Source organism: bacterium, from assembly GCA_026129405.1.
Taxonomy (GTDB): Bacteria; Desulfobacterota; Binatia; order DP-6; family DP-6; genus JAHCID01.
In genome coordinates this window covers 17,643-31,813 of the sequence record JAHCID010000009.1, presented here as the reverse complement: position 1 = coordinate 31,813, position 14,171 = coordinate 17,643, and the positions used below count along the sequence as shown (strand labels likewise).

14 protein-coding genes are annotated in these 14,171 nt (G+C 72.2%); 8 read left to right on the top strand and 6 right to left on the bottom strand.

Translation table 11 applies throughout. The features are described 5' to 3' along the window. Window positions 1-4 precede the first annotated feature (4 nt). Genes KIT14_22890 through KIT14_22880 form a run of 3 tightly spaced genes read left to right on the top strand, consistent with a single transcriptional unit; the run spans window position 5 to window position 4,334 of the window. Window positions 5-607 (top strand): glutathione S-transferase family protein, encoded by a 603-nt coding sequence (locus KIT14_22890; protein MCW5893371.1) that lies wholly within the window; start codon window positions 5-7, stop codon window positions 605-607. Beyond that, window positions 553-2,457 (top strand): monovalent cation:proton antiporter-2 (CPA2) family protein, encoded by a 1,905-nt coding sequence (locus KIT14_22885; GenBank protein MCW5893370.1) that lies wholly within the window; start codon window positions 553-555, stop codon window positions 2,455-2,457. Before KIT14_22890 ends, KIT14_22885 begins: the two co-directional genes overlap by 55 nt. Then, entirely contained in the window at window positions 2,457-4,334 is a 1,878-nt protein-coding gene (locus tag KIT14_22880; GenBank protein MCW5893369.1) for a sulfatase, read from the top strand. Before KIT14_22885 ends, KIT14_22880 begins: the two co-directional genes overlap by 1 nt. A 6-nt stretch (window positions 4,335-4,340) precedes the next feature. Here KIT14_22880 and KIT14_22875 read toward each other — a convergent pair whose 3' ends face one another. The 3 genes from KIT14_22875 to KIT14_22865 are packed head-to-tail and all read right to left on the bottom strand — an operon-like array spanning window position 4,341 to window position 6,649. After that, entirely contained in the window at window positions 4,341-5,147 is an 807-nt protein-coding gene (locus KIT14_22875; protein ID MCW5893368.1) for a crotonase/enoyl-CoA hydratase family protein, read from the bottom strand. Between the two features lie 20 nt (window positions 5,148-5,167). Beyond that, window positions 5,168-5,947 (bottom strand): sterol desaturase family protein, encoded by a 780-nt coding sequence (locus KIT14_22870; protein ID MCW5893367.1) that lies wholly within the window; start codon window positions 5,945-5,947, stop codon window positions 5,168-5,170. Window positions 5,948-6,001: 54 nt separating this feature from the next. Then, window positions 6,002-6,649, bottom strand: coding sequence for a DedA family protein (locus tag KIT14_22865; GenBank protein ID MCW5893366.1), 648 nt, complete (start codon window positions 6,647-6,649; stop codon window positions 6,002-6,004). 527 nt (window positions 6,650-7,176) lie between these two features. Between KIT14_22865 and KIT14_22860 the strand changes: the two genes are divergently transcribed. Continuing rightward, window positions 7,177-7,467 (top strand): type II toxin-antitoxin system prevent-host-death family antitoxin, encoded by a 291-nt coding sequence (locus KIT14_22860; protein MCW5893365.1) that lies wholly within the window; start codon window positions 7,177-7,179, stop codon window positions 7,465-7,467. Then, window positions 7,464-7,850 carry a PIN domain-containing protein gene (locus KIT14_22855; protein ID MCW5893364.1) on the top strand — a complete coding sequence of 129 codons (387 nt, stop codon included), beginning with the start codon at window positions 7,464-7,466 and terminating at the stop codon, window positions 7,848-7,850. The genes KIT14_22860 and KIT14_22855 overlap by 4 nt, the downstream gene beginning before the upstream one ends. A gap of 81 nt (window positions 7,851-7,931) precedes the next feature. Here the strand turns inward: KIT14_22855 and KIT14_22850 are convergent, their stop codons facing one another. Continuing rightward, entirely contained in the window at window positions 7,932-9,266 is a 1,335-nt protein-coding gene (locus KIT14_22850; GenBank protein MCW5893363.1) for a radical SAM protein, read from the bottom strand. 97 nt (window positions 9,267-9,363) lie between these two features. Between KIT14_22850 and KIT14_22845 the strand changes: the two genes are divergently transcribed. Together KIT14_22845 and KIT14_22840 are read left to right on the top strand one after the other, a co-directional pair. Continuing rightward, complete coding sequence (locus KIT14_22845; protein MCW5893362.1) at window positions 9,364-9,825, top strand: VOC family protein; 462 nt, start codon at window positions 9,364-9,366, stop codon at window positions 9,823-9,825. 199 nt (window positions 9,826-10,024) lie between these two features. Continuing rightward, a complete protein-coding gene (locus KIT14_22840) occupies window positions 10,025-11,113 on the top strand; it encodes a response regulator (protein ID MCW5893361.1) in 1,089 nt (362 codons plus the stop codon). 6 nt (window positions 11,114-11,119) lie between these two features. Here KIT14_22840 and KIT14_22835 read toward each other — a convergent pair whose 3' ends face one another. After that, the gene (locus KIT14_22835; GenBank protein ID MCW5893360.1) at window positions 11,120-12,169 is read right to left on the bottom strand and encodes a CoA ester lyase; all 1,050 of its coding nucleotides are present in this window, start codon (window positions 12,167-12,169) and stop codon (window positions 11,120-11,122) included. A gap of 229 nt (window positions 12,170-12,398) precedes the next feature. On the opposite strand from KIT14_22835, the gene KIT14_22830 reads away from it, so the two are divergent. After that, window positions 12,399-13,799: an amidohydrolase family protein gene (locus KIT14_22830; GenBank protein MCW5893359.1), complete on the top strand. Its 1,401-nt coding sequence runs from the start codon at window positions 12,399-12,401 to the stop codon at window positions 13,797-13,799. 22 nt (window positions 13,800-13,821) lie between these two features. Here the strand turns inward: KIT14_22830 and KIT14_22825 are convergent, their stop codons facing one another. Then, entirely contained in the window at window positions 13,822-14,103 is a 282-nt protein-coding gene (locus KIT14_22825; GenBank protein ID MCW5893358.1) for a hypothetical protein, read from the bottom strand. Between the last annotated feature and the right edge of the window lie 68 nt (window positions 14,104-14,171).

Sequence of the window (14,171 nt, the reverse complement as noted above, 5' to 3'; positions counted from 1 at the left end):
GCGCATGGTTCGTCTCTACGACTACCTGGAATCCGGCAACGGCTACAAAGTCCGGCTCGTCCTCGGCCAGCTCGGGATCCCCTTCCAGCGGGTCGAGCTCGACATCACGCAGGGCGCGACCCGGACGCCGGAGTTTCTGGCGAAGAACCCGAACGGGCGCATTCCGACCGTCGAGCTCGAGGACGGCACGTTCCTCGCCGAGTCGAACGCCATCTGCTGGTACTTCGCGGAGGGCACGCCGCTCCTCCCCAACGGCCGTCTGGCGCACGCGCAGGTGCTCCAGTGGATGTTCTTCGAGCAGTACAGCCACGAGCCGAACATCGCGACGGTGCGTTTCTGGAAGCACACGCACGTCGACGAGGAGCGTGCCCGCCTGCTGCCCGGCAAGGAGAAGGCGGGCCATGCGGCGCTGGCGGTGATGGAGCAGCACCTCGGGTCGCGAACGTTCTTCGTCGGCGAGCGCTACACGATCGCCGACGTCGCGCTCTACGCCTACACGCACGTGGCCGGGGAGGGCGGCTTCGACCTCGCGCCCTACCGCGCGGTGCGGGCATGGCTGTCACGGGTCGCGGCGCAGCCGAAGCACATCCCCATCACGCAGGGTTAGTCGTGGCCGCCGAATCCCACGGCGTGGAGCTCGGACAGGTCGTCGCACTGCTCGGCGCCGGCGTCGCCGCCGTCACCGTCTTCAAGCGCGCCGGGCTCGGCTCGGTGCTGGGCTATCTCGCTGCCGGACTCGCCATCGGGCCCTACGGGCTCGGGTTGTTCACCGACCCGCAGGCGATCCTGCACACCGCCGAGCTGGGCGTCGTCATGTTCCTCTTCGTGATCGGGCTCGAGATGCAGCCGTCGCGATTGTGGAAGCTGCGCGCCCAGATCTTCGGGCTGGGCGTGGCGCAGGTGCTCGCCTGCGGCGGCATGGTCACCGGCGTGGGCGTGGCGCTCGGCATGACGCCGGTGGTCGCGTTCATCGCCGCCATGGGCTTCACGCTGTCGTCGACGGCGATCGTGATGCAGCTCCTCGACGAGCGCGGCGAGACGGCGTCGTCGCGGGGGCAGCAGGTGGTGTCGATCCTGCTGCTCGAAGACCTCGCGATCGTTCCGCTGCTGGCGCTCGTGGCCTTCCTCGCACCCGGGGGGACCGAGGTCGGCTCGTCGCGGCTCGAGGGCGTGCTGATCGGCCTCGCCTCGATCCTCGCGCTGGTCGCGGCCGGACGCTGGTTCCTGAACCCGTTCTTCCGCCTGCTCGCGGCGGCGCACGCGCGCGAGGTCATGACGGCGGCGGCGCTGCTCGTCGTCCTCGGAGCGGCGCTGCTCATGCAGCTCGGCGGGCTGTCGATGGCGATGGGCGCGTTCCTCGCGGGCGTGCTGCTGTCGGAGTCGACCTTCCGTCACCAACTCGAAGCCGACATCGAGCCGTTCCGCGGCATCCTCCTCGGGCTCTTCTTCCTGGCCGTGGGCATGGCGCTCGACGTCGGCGTCGTCATGCGCGCCTGGCCGACGATCGTGCTCGGCGTGGTCGCGTTCATGGGAGCCAAGGCGGCGACGATCTACGTCGTCGCGCGCCTCTCGGGGTCGTCGCACGCCGACGGCCTGCATCGCGCAGCGCTCCTCGCCCAGGGCGGCGAGTTCGCGTTCGTACTCTACAGCGCGGCGGCCGGCGTGGGCCTCTTCGTCCAGGAGACGAACGCCGTTCTCACCACGACGGTGATCGTCTCGATGGCGCTGACGCCGGTCCTCGTGCTCGCGCTGCGCTGGTTCGAGCCCGCGGAGCCCGCGTCGCTCGAAGGCGTCGCCGTGCCGTTCGGGCTCGACGGGTGCGTCCTCATGATCGGATTCGGCCGCTTCGGGCAGGTGGCGAGCCAATCCCTGCTGGCGCGCGGATACAACGTCTCCATCATCGACACCGACATCGACATGATCCGCAACGCCGCCGGCTTCGGCTTCCAGGTCTACTACGGCGACGGCACGCGGCTCGACGTGCTCCACGCCTCGGGCGCGGGGCGGGCGCGCGCCATCGCCGTGTGCGTCGACGACCAGGCGGCGGCGAACAAGATCGTCGAGCTGGTCCAGTCCGAGTTCCCGCTGGCGCAGCTGCTCGTCCGGGCCTACGACCGCGAGCATGCGCTGCACCTGATCCAGCACGGCATCGACCACTACGTGCGCGAGACGTTCGAGTCGGCGATGGCGTTCGGCGAGAAGGCGCTCCAGGTGCTGGGCGTGCCCGAGGACGAGGCCGCGGCGGTCGCCGACGAGATCCGGGCCCGCGACGCGGAGCGGGTCGAGCTCGAGGTCGCGGGCGGCCTGCAGGCGGGGACGGCGCTGGTGCTCGGCAACGCCGGCAAGCCCACCCCGGTGCCGCTCACCCGCCCGCGGCGCGCGGCGCGCGCGCTCAGCGACGCCACCGCCCGCGCGATGGGGGCGCCCGACGGCGCCGAGGTGGGCTCCGAGCGGTGATGGGTCGGGCGGGGCGAGGCTGGCTCGCCGGGCTCTTCGGGCTCGTGGCCCTCGCGGCGCTGGCCGGTGCGCTCCGGTGGGCGCCGGGGCCTGCCGGCGACCCCGGGCCGGTCGTGCTCGAGCGCGTCGTCTGGGAGCTGGAGGCGGCACCGCCCGGGACCAGCATGCAGCTCGACGTGCTCGAGCCGGTGCCCTTCGTCGACGGCCGCGGCGGCCGCCGTCTCGCCCTCGTGGCGCAGCCGCCGGCCGCGGCCGAGCTCGCGCTCGAGATACCGGCCGGCGGCGTGCTGCGCGGCGCGGTCGGGATCGAGGGGGCGGGCGTCGAGCGCGAGCGCGTCGAGCCGGTGGATTTCCGGGTGCTCGTCGGCGACGAGGTCGCCTGGGAAGCGACGCTCGACCCGCGCCGGCGGGCGGCGGAGGGGCGCTGGGTCGAGGTGGAGGCCGATCTCGGCGCCTTCGCCGGGCAGCAGGTCCGGCTGCGGCTCGAGGTCGACGGCGCGGCGGACCGTCCCGTGGGCTGGAGCGGCCTGCGCCTCGTGCGGCGCGTGGAGCGGCCGCGCGTCGCGGCGCATCCGGACGCGCCGAACGTGCTCGTCCTGCTCGTCGACACGCTGCGGGCCGACGTGCTCGGCGCCTACGGGGCCTCGCCGAGCCCGACGCCGGCGCTCGACGCCCTGGCCCGGCGCGGCCTCGTCTTCGAGCACGCCCTCGCGGCCGCGCCGTGGACGATGCCCTCGGTCGCGTCGATCCTGACCGGCCTCCACCCGGCGTCGCACGGCGTCCTCGGCGGCTCGGAGCAATGGGGCGTGCCGGCGGACGTCCCGCCGGGCGCCGACTGGGCGGTGCTCGCGCACGGCATCCCGACCTTCGCGGAACTGGCCCAGGACGCGGGCGTCACCACCTTCGGCGTGTCGACGAACCCGGCGGTCGCGCGCGGCACCAACCTCGGCCGCGGCTTCGAGACCTTCCACGAGCTGGCGGCGGCCGAGGACGACGTCCGCTGGGCGCGCGCGCGCGCCGTCAACGACGCCTTCCTCGAGTGGGCGGCCGATCACCGCGCCTGGCGCTTCGTCGCGTACCTCCACTACATGGACGTGCACGGTCCGTACGGCGACGTGGGCGCGCGGCCGGCGACGCCGGCCGGCGTCCGTCCGCAGGTTGCGGCCGGCGATCCGCCGCGCATCCGCCGCAACCTGCGGCGGACCGGCGCGCCGCTCACGCCCGTCGAGGTCGGGCACCTGCACGACCTCTATCGTGCCGACGTCGTCGCGTGGGACGACGAGCTCGCACGCCTCCTCGCCGAGCTCGCCGGGCTCGGGCTCGACGACAGGACCGTCGTTCTCGTCACCGCGGACCACGGCGAGGAGCTGTTCGAGCACGGCTGGGTCGGCCACGGCTCACACCTCTACGACGAGTCGATCCGGGTGCCGCTGATCGTGAGCGGTCCCGGCGTCGCCCCGGGCCGCTCCGAACGCCAGGTCGGCGGCGTCGACGTGCTGCCCACCGTCGCGGCGCTCGTCGGCACGGCGACGCCGGACGACCTGCCGGGCCACGATCTCCTGAATCCGCCCGACGCGGAGCCCGGCATCGCCTTCGCCGAGACCCGATTCGGCCGCCGCGCGGACGGCACTGGGGCCGCCCTGGTCGCGGCGCGCACCCCGGAGTGGAAGCTGATCCGGTTCGCGAACGGGGACGGCGCCGAGCTGTTCCACCTGCCGAGCGATCCCGCGGAGCGGGTCGATCGCTCCGCCGATGGGAGCGCGCTCGTCGATGCGTTGGCGTTCTGGCAGGAGTCGACGCTGCAGGCGTCGCCGGTGCGCGCGGGGGGCGATCCGCAGGTGGCCGAGCGGCTGCGCGCGCTCGGCTACCTCGAGTGAACCGCCTCAGCTCGGATCGGTGAAGCGCGGCGGCCGCTTCTCGAGGTTCGCCTGCACGGCTTCGAGCTGGTTCGGCGAGCCGATGAGCGCGGCCTGCAGCCGCTCCTCCATCTGCAGGCCGGCGCCCGGGTCGGACGTCACGCTCGCGTCGAGGAGACGCTTCGCCGAGCGGATCGCGTGCGGCGACTTGCTCGCGATCTCGCGCGCCATCGCCAGCGCCTCGGCGTGCGGGTCGTCGGCGACGCGCGTCGCCAGCCCGAGCGCGACCGCCTCGGTGCCGGAGACGATGCGGCCGGTGAAGGTCAGCTCCTTGGCGACGTCGAGGCGCACCAGGTGGCGCAGCGTCTGCGTGCCCGACATGTCGGGCACGAGGCCCCACTTGATCTCCATGACCGAGAGCTTCGCGTCGGGCGCGACCAGGCGGATGTCGGCGCCGAGCGCGATCTGCAGGCCGCCGCCGAAGGCGACGCCGTGCACGGCGGCGATGACCGGCACCGGGACCTCGGTCCAGACCCACGCCGCCCGCTGCGCCGCATTGGCGATGGTGCCGTGCTCGCGCGCGAACAGGCCGGGGCCTTTCGACTCGCCGCCGCCTCCCATCGCCATGAAGCTCATGAAGTCGAGCCCGGCGCAGAAGCCGCGGCCCTCGCCGGAGAGGACGACGGCCCGCACGGCGGTGTCGGTACAGAGCTGCTTCCCCACCTCGACCAGGCCCGCGAACATCGCGGCATCGAGGGCGTTCATCTTCTCGGGGCGGGCGAGGCGGACGTCGGCGACGCCGGCGTCGATCGTCACGCGGACGCGGTCGGACATGGATGCCTCCTTGGCTCGGTTCAGGCCGCGGTGCGGGGCGCGTGCCGGCGGGCCAGGTCGTCGGCGTAGCCGCGCGCGGTGGTGCCGAAGACCCGATCCCAGACGGGGAGGAAGCCGGCGTAGTTGCCCCGCACGCGGGCGTGGTGGACGTCGTGGTGCACGGCGCCGTCGTTCCCCGGGAGGAGATGCGTCGGCGTCCAGGGGAACTCGTAGCCGCCGTGGCCCTCGGCCGCCTCCCACTGGCGGAAGACGAACCACAGCCAGACGGTGACGACGTGCGCGCCGACGAGCATCGGCCCCACCAGCGCGACCATGGCGGTGCCGAGGTACTCGATCGGGTGCATGTAGTGCCCGGTGATCGCCCACGGCGTGACGATCGTGTGGTGCCGGCCGTGGACCCGCTTGTAGAGCCAGCGGCCGTGCATGGCGCGGTGGAAGCCGTAGTAGAGGAGGTCGTCGAGGTAGACGAAGAAGACCAGCTGGAGCGCGATCACCCACCAGGGCGGCAGCGGCCCCGCGTGGATGCCGGACAGCCGCAGGAGCGGCCACGACGCCACCACGGCGAGCAGCATGAGCGCGTCGTTCACGAGCCACGCCCGCACCGACGGCCCGACCAGCTGCTGCGAGCGCGGCGGCCGCGACTGGATGCGGAAGCGGCGCAGCGACGCCGGATCGCGCGCGGCGACGAGGGTCAGCGCGCCCGCGAACAGCGCGAACGCGGCCCAGCTGATCAGCGTGGTCGCGACCGGGAACAGCCAGAACAGCGGCTCCCGGTAGATCGCCATGAGGCCCTCGGGCACCCGCCGGTGTTACGAAGGCCGTCCCGCGGACGCAAGGCCCGGGCGGCGGCGCCCTCAGGCCGGCTCGCGCCGGGCCCGGACGTACTCGACGATCATCGGCAGGATGGAGAGGAAGATGATCGCCAGGATCACGGTCTCGAAGTTGCGCTGGATGATCGGGATGGTGCCGAAGAAGTAGCCCGCCAGCGTGAGGCTCGTCACCCAGACGATGCCGCCGGTGACGTTCCACATCGCGAAGCGCGCGTACGACATGCGCCCGATGCCGGCGATGAAGGGCGCGAACGTGCGCACGATCGGCACGAAGCGAGCGAGGAAGATCGTCTTGCCGCCGTGCCGCTCGTAGAACTCCTGCGTGCGGATCAGGTGCTTCTTGTTGAGCAGCCACGAGTCCTCGCGCGCGAAGACCTTCGGCCCGAAGAGGTGCCCTATGGAGTAGTTGACCGCGTCGCCGAGGATGGCGGCGACGAGCAGCACCGCGATCATGAGCCAGACGTTCAGCCCCGTGTCCGGCAGCGAGCAGATGGCGCCGATCGCGAAGAGCAGCGAGTCGCCAGGGAGGAAGGGCGTCACCACGAGCCCGGTCTCGGCGAAGACGACCAGGAACAGCACCACGTAGAGCCACGGCCCGAGCATCTGCGCCCATTCGCCGAGGTAGCGGTCGAGGTGCAGCGCGATGTCGACGGCCTGGGACACCCACTCCATGGGCGGGGGTCCCTACCGGAAAGGCCGGTGGGGGACAAACCCGGACGGGCCCTGTGCGGTCCCGCGCAGGCTCCAGCGGACCGGGCGCTGCGGGGATGCATGCGATCTCCTCATCGGAGGGTCGTGTGAGCCCTGGGGGGCGGGGCGAAGCGTGTCGGTGCGGAAGGAAGTAGGTGGCGCTCGGCCTGGCCGTTCTGGGAGCCCTTGTCGGTACCAAGACGCTCGAGCACAGCTGCACGTAGCTGCATGAGCTGGAACTCACACGCTGAAGAAGCAGCGATTTGCTCGACAGCCTCGAAGTGTTCTCGGTCGCCGCTACGTGCGACTGTGGCGGCGGCTCCCGGCAGGCTCTCACACCACAGGCCGCCGGGGATGTGGGCCCGCCCCGGCGAGCCCAGCATTTCGCCGTCGAAGCCGTCGGCGCCGCGCCCGAAGTCCGCCAATGATTGCCCGAAGCAAGCGCCCTGGCCCGAGCCGTCCGGCCGAGCGAGCTTGTTCAAGAGGCCTCTGGAGGCTACTTCGGAGGGATGCGGGCCGTCGGCTTGAAGACCCTCAAGAACCGGTTGAGCGAATACGTGCGTCTCGCCGCGCGGGGCGAGACGGTCCTCGTGACCGACCGCGACCGGATCGTGGCCGAGCTCGTACCGCCGCGGCCGGGACGCGCCGAGTGGCTGGCCGACGCGCAGCTCGCCGCCCTCGTGCGTGAGGGGGTGCTTCGCCCTCCGTTGAGTCCGCCGGGTACGGTTCCGCCGTGCCTTCCGGTTGCGCCGACGGAGGTCCTCGTCGCCGAGCTCGCGGTGGACCGGGGTGAGCGATGACCTACCTCGACACCTCCGTGGCATTGGCACACCTGCTCGGCGAAGGGCGTCGGCCGAACGCGGAGCTCTGGCAGCAGCGGCTCGTTGCGAGCCGCCTGCTCGAGTACGAGCTCTGGGTCAGGATCAACGCGCGAGGCCTTGCGATGAGCCATCGGGAAGCAGCGCGGGAGCTGCTCGGTGTCGTGGCGCTGCTCGAGCTGAATCCTCTGGTGCTGGCGCGTGCGCTCGAGCCGTTCCGCCATCCGGTCCGTACGCTCGACGCACTTCACCTCGCGTCGATGGTGTTCCTTCGCGAGCGCGGCGACGACGTCACCCTGGCGACATATGACGATCGCCTCGCCGGCGCCGCTCGCGCGCTCGGGTTTACCGTCCTGGATGGGTGAGTAGGGATCGCGGCCATCGGGGGTGCTTCACGGGGCGCGAAGCACCCCGCAGCGGGTTCCGTGGCGCCGCCGTGACGGCGTTCAGCAGGACAGCGCGAGCGGGTCCGGCGCCGCCGGCGGCGGCGCGCCCGGCCCGAAGCGCTGCACCTTCCTCTTCGCCATCCAGTGCTGCTGCGCGTTCAGCGGCCAGAAGCCGATGCGCTGGATCCAGCTCGAGCGGTCGCGCACCGTCCAGCGACGCCAGATCGACTGCCAGGAGTAGAAGCGGTCCCAGGCGCGCACCCAGCCGTCGCGGAGCTGCTGCGGCGTCAGGTGGAGCGGCTTGTAGTGCGGGCCGCTGTCCTCGTGATCGGGGCGCAGCCACCAGGCGGGATCGGTGAGGCGGCCCTCGGCGGCGAGGCGGCGGTAGAGGGCGGTGCCGGGGTAGGGGCACAGCATGGCGAACGTCGCCATGGTGAGGCGGGTCTCGATGGCGAACTCGACGGTGCGGTCGAAGACCTCGGGGTCGTCGGTGTCGAAGCCGAAGACGAAGCTGCCCCACACCGAGATGCCGTGCTCGTGCAGCATCTCGATCACCTCGCGGTACTGCGCGGGCTGGTTCTGCTTCTTGCCCGCGGCGCGCGTCGTCGCCTCGTCGATGCTCTCGAAGCCGACGAAGAGCGCCTTGCAGCCGCTCTCGGCCATGAGCTTGACGTTCTCGAGGCGCTTCACGGCGGCGAGCGAGCACTGCCCGATCCAGTGCTTTCGCATCGGGATCATGCGCGTGAAGAGGTCCTTCGCGTAGGCGCGATGGATCATCACGTTGTCGTCGCCGAACATGACGCGGCGGCCGACGGTGGCGAGCTCGGCGAGGACGTCGTCGGCGGGGCGGAAGCGCATGCTGGTGCCGTTGGCGGTCGAGACGCTGCAGAACTCGCAGGGGTAGGGGCAGCCGCGCATCGTCTGCACCACGTCGAACGGGATGTAGCGGCGCGAGCGGAAGAGGTCGCGGCGCGCGAACGGGCGTCCGGCCAGCTCGGGCAGCTCGGGCGTGTAGCGCGGGCGGAGCGCGCCGGCCTTGGCGTCGGCGAGCACCGCCGGCCAGACGTTCTCGGCCTCGCGCACGACGACGGCGTCGGCGTGCTGCGCGGCCTCGTCCGGGCAGGCGGTGGGGTGGATGCCGCCCAGGACGACGCGGACGCCGCGGCGCCGGTAGGCGTCGGCGATGGCGTAGCTGCGCGCCGCCGTCTTCGAGTCGACGCTGATGCCGACTAGGTCGACGTCCTTCAGATCGCGCTCGAGGTCGAAGGGGCGCACGACCTCGTCGGTGTAGATCACCTCGTCCTCGGGCGGCGTCAGCGCCGCGAGGATGCCGAGCCCGAGCCGCGGCATGGGGGCGGCGGCGATCGAGGCCGAGGCGATGAGCTCGATCTGCATGCGGACCCTTAGAGCCGATCGCCGTGCGGGGCGCCAGATGGAATCGCGCCTCCGCTCGCTTCAAATCGCCGGACCACTCGCGCTATCCTCCCCGCCCATGCAGCGACCCTTCCGTATCCTGGGCATCCAGCAGATCGCCGTCGGCGGCGAGGACAAGACGAAGCTCGCGCGCTTCTGGGTCGACGTTCTCGGCCTCTCGAAGGCGGGCACGTTCCGCAGCGAGCGCGAGAACGTCGACGAGGACATCCTGCGCATCGGCGACGGGCCGCACGCGGTCGAGGTCGACGTCATGCAGCCGATCGATCCGGCCAGGAAGCCTCGCGTGGACGAGCCGCGTCTCAATCACGTCGGGCTGTGGGTCGACGATCTGGCGAAGGCGTACGCGTGGATGACGGCGCAGGGCGTGCGTTTCGCGCCCGGCGGCATCCGCAAGGGCGCCGCGGGTCACGACGTCTGCTTCGTACACCCGAAGGGCAACGACGAGTTCCCGCTCTCGAGCGAGGGCGTGCTGGTCGAGCTGGTGCAGGCGCCGCCGGACGTCGTCGCCGCGCTGGGCTGACCCGCATGGCGGAGCGGCGTGCCGCGCGGTGTGCCGTCCGTGGCACGGCGCCCGCGCCAGTGTGCCGCTTCGGACGTCCCGAAAGGCTCCGGTCTCGGTCGACCCGGCCTTCGTCGACCGGCGCAGTTCCTGCTTCCGCTCGGTGCTCGAGGGCTCGTCGTTGCGCTGCCATTCGGAGGGGGCAGCGGCGACGCGGACGGTGCTGGTCGTCGACGACCGGACCGAGACGCTCGCCGTATGCCGGAGATTGCTGGAGGACGTCGGTCACCGCGTCGTCGTCGCGCGCGACGCCGCCGAGGCGCTCGAGGTCCTCGCCGATCACCCGATCGACCTCGTGCTCACCGAGCTGGTGCTCCCCGGGCCGCACGGCGATGCGCTCATCCGTGCGATCCGCGCGCGCGACGTCGACGTCGCCATCGTCGTGCAGACCGACCGCGACGCCGCGCATCCGCCGCGCGAGATGGTGCGCCGGCTCCCCATCCAGGGCTGGCACGACAAGGCCGACGGCCCCGAGCGCCTCCTCTGCTGGATCGAGGCCGCGCTCCAGACGCGGGACCGCGTCGCGGCCCTGCGGGAAGCCGAGCGGGGCAAGGGCGAGCTGCTCGCGAGCGTCTCGCACGAGTTCCGCACGCCGCTCAACGTCATTCTCGGCTACCTCGATCTGGTGCGCGACGGTACGTTCGGCGCCTGCGCGCCCGACGCGCTGGAGGCGCTCCGCAAGGTCACCGGGAACGCCGCCCATCTGCTCGAGCTGGTCGAGGAGTTTCTCGACACTGCACGGCTCGAGGCCGCGCACGGCGGCGTGACGTCCGAGATCGTCCCGATCGACGCGCTCCTCGCGGAGCTCGCCGAGCCCTTCACCGTGCTGCTGCGCGAGCGCCCCATCGCACTGCGGACGCGCGTCGTCTCCGGCGTCCCGGGCGTCGTCGCCGACGCGGCCCGGCTGCGCATCGTTCTCCAGAACCTCCTCGGCAACGCCGCCAAGTTCACGCGCGAAGGTTGGATCGAGATCGCCGCCGAGCCCCACGGGCAGGACGCGGTCGCGATCCACGTCACCGACACCGGCCCCGGCTTCGGCCCCGAGGAGGGCGAGCGCATCTTCGAGCCGTTCCGCCAGCTCGGCACCCCGGCGGTGGGGTCGGGCATCGGCCTCGGGCTGGCGCTGGCGCGGCGGTTCGCGCGCCTCATGGGCGGCGACCTCACCGCCAGCGGGACGCCCGGCGTGGGCGCCCGCTTCACGCTCGTGCTGCCGGCAGCCGCGGGCAGCGCCGCCGCCGCCCTCGGCTGAGCGGGCTCAGAGCCCGTACGCCGCCTTCAGCTCCGGGTCCTTCTCGGCCAGCATCTTCGCGAGCTGGACCATGACGCGGCACTGCTTCCAGGTGGCGTCGTCCTGCATCTTGCCGTCGAGCATCACGACGCCGCGCCCGTCGGGCATCGCCTCGAGCACGCGCAGGGCGAACTTCACCTCGGCGACCGGCGGGCTGAAGACCTTCTTCGCGATCGCGATCTGGCTCGGGTGCAGCGACCAGGCGCCGACGCAGCCGAGCAGGAAGGCGGCGCGGAACTGATCCTCGCAGCCGACCGTGTCGGCGATGTCGCCGAAGGGGCCGTAGAACGGCAGCGCGCCGTTCGCCGCGCAGGCGTCGACCATGCGCGCGATCGAGTAGTGCCACGGATCCTGCTGCGCGGTCGGGCGCGCCGCCTGCGGATCGCTCGCGTCGGGGTCGTTGCGCACGAGGTAGGCGGGATGGCCGCCGCCGACGCGCGTCGTCTTCATGCGCCGTGACGCCGCCAGGTCGGCCGGGCCGAAGCTGATCCCCTGCACGCGCGGGCTCGCGGCGCAGATCTCCTCGACGTGGGTGACGCCCTGCGCGGTCTCGAGGATCGCGTGCACCAGGATCGGGCGCTGCACCTTGTGCCTGCCCTCGAGCTGCGCGAGCAGGCGGTCGACGTAGTGGATGTCCCACGGGCCCTCGACCTTCGGCACCATGACGACGTCGAGCCGGTTGCCGATGGCGCCGACGAGCGTCTGCAGGTCGTCGAGCACCCAGGGGCTGTCGAGGCTGTTGACGCGCGTCCACAGCGGCGTCGTGCCGAGGTCGATCTCGCGGCCGATGCGCGCCAGGCCTTCGCGCGCGGCGATCTTGCGATCGGCCGGGATCGCGTCCTCGAGGTTGCCGAGCAGGATGTCGGCCTGCTTGGCCATGTCGGGCAGCTTCGCGGCCATCTTCTCGTTGCTGGGGTCGAAAAAGTGGATGCAGCGCGAGGGGGTGAACGGGATCTCGCGCACCGGATCCGGAGCGCCGACGGCCAGGGGCTTGAAGAAGTCGCGAGGGCTGCGCATCGGCGGAGATTAATCGGCGCTCGCCGGCCGGTGCAAACGGACCGCGCTGCTCGTGTCGGGGGCAGCAGGATGGTCTCCGGCGCGGCAGCGCGCGCCTGCGCGGCGATCCGTGACCCCGCGCATCGTCCCTGGCCGGCGGCATGGCCGTTGCTCCTCGGCGTGGCTCGCCCCGGCGGTGCACGGGAGGTCCGCCAGCCGTCCGGGGCCACGGACGCGGAGGAGGGAAACCATGTCGAGGTGCATGCATCGTTGGCGCGGCGTGATCGCATTCGTCGCGCTGCTCGTTCTGCCGGGGATCGTCGCGGCCAAGGACCGCGCGTTCCTGCTGAAGAACGCCGAGCTCGTCGTGACGATGGACCCCACGCTCGGGTCCGGCCCGCTCGGGCTCGTGCCGGGCGCCGACGTTCTCTTCGACGATACCGGCATCCGCGCGGTCGGACGCGGGCTCAGCCCGCGCACGCCGGCCGGCGTCGCGAAGACGATCGACGTCTCGGGCAAGATCGTCATGCCCGGCTTCGTCGACACCCACACGCACCTCTGGCAGTCGGCGATCCGCGGCTGCCTGCTCGACCTCGAGCTGCCGGGATGGCTCTCGTGCAACGGCTACGCGCGCACGCAGAACGTCACCTACGACGAGGCCTACACGCTGGTGCGGCTCTCGACCCTCGACGCGATCAACAGCGGCGTCACGACGGTCACCGATTGGTCGCACGCCTTCACGAACGAGTTCGTCGAGGGCAACGTCGACGCGCTGGTCGATTCCGGCATGCGCTTCGTCTACGCCTACAGCGTCCCCGTCGCGCGCTACGATCACTTCCGCAGCCTGAAGGCACGCAAGATCGACCCGAATCCGCTGGCGAGCATCCACGTCGCGGCGGGTGCGCGGCTCGCCGCGGTGTCCACGCTGGCGCAGGCGGTCGGGCTCGCGAAGGAGACGCACACCTACATCAACACGCACTTCCGCGAGCACGTGAGCGATCTCGATCAGGGCCAGCTCGAAGCGCTCCAGCAGTCCGGCGCCCTCACCGAGGTGTCCCTCCTGCTCGCGCACGCGGTCCATCTCAGCGACGGCGACATCGCGACGCTCGCCCGTCCCAACGTCCACCTCTCGCACCAGCCGCTGTCGAACATGCGCCTCGCGTCGGGCGTGATCCGCTTCCCCGCGCTCGCCGCGGCCGGCGTCTCCGTCGGCATGGGGCTCGACGGCGGCACCAACGACACGAGCGACATGTTCATGAACATGCGTGCGGCGGTCGGCCTCCAGCGTGCCACGACGCTCAGCGCGGCGGCGTATCCGACCCCGGCTGCCGCCGTGCGGGTGGCGACCCTCGGAGGCGCGACCGCGCTCGGGATGCAGAGCCGCATCGGCTCGGTGACGCCCGGCAAGGAGGCCGACCTGCTGGTGCTCGACCCGCACACGATCAACTGGGGTCCGAGCTGGGACTGGATCGCGCAGATCGTCTACAGCGCGGCGCCCGCCAACGTGGAGTGGGTCTTCGTCGGCGGCAAAGCGCTGAAGGCGCGCGGCGAGCTGGTCTACCCGCGCAGCATGAAGAAGCTCGTGGCCAACGCCGAGGCGATCGCGGCGCGCCTCAAGATGGGGATCACGGGCACGGCGAAGCCATACTGAACGCCGGGAGGTCGTGGACGGCTCAGGCGAGCAGGCCGTCGGCCGCGAGGCCGTCCACGATCTCCGCGTCCTCCTCCGGCGCCGCGCCGAGGCGCCGCGCGAGGGCGCAGAGCGTGGTGCGCGGCTGCGGCGTCGCGGCGGTCTCGAGCAGGGTGGCGAGGGCGGGGTCGAGGGGCTCGAGCGTCGCGCCGTCGCCGTCCCGCACCGCGAGCACCGCCTCGTCGTCGGTCCCGAGGGGCGGGAGCGGCGTTCCGGCGCGGGCCGCGGCGAGCAACGCCAGGCTGCCGGCAGGGACGCGGAGCACGACCGCGTGCGGCGCGAGCTGCAGTCGCGTCGACGCGAGCTCCGCGGCGGCGGCGCGGCGCGGCACAC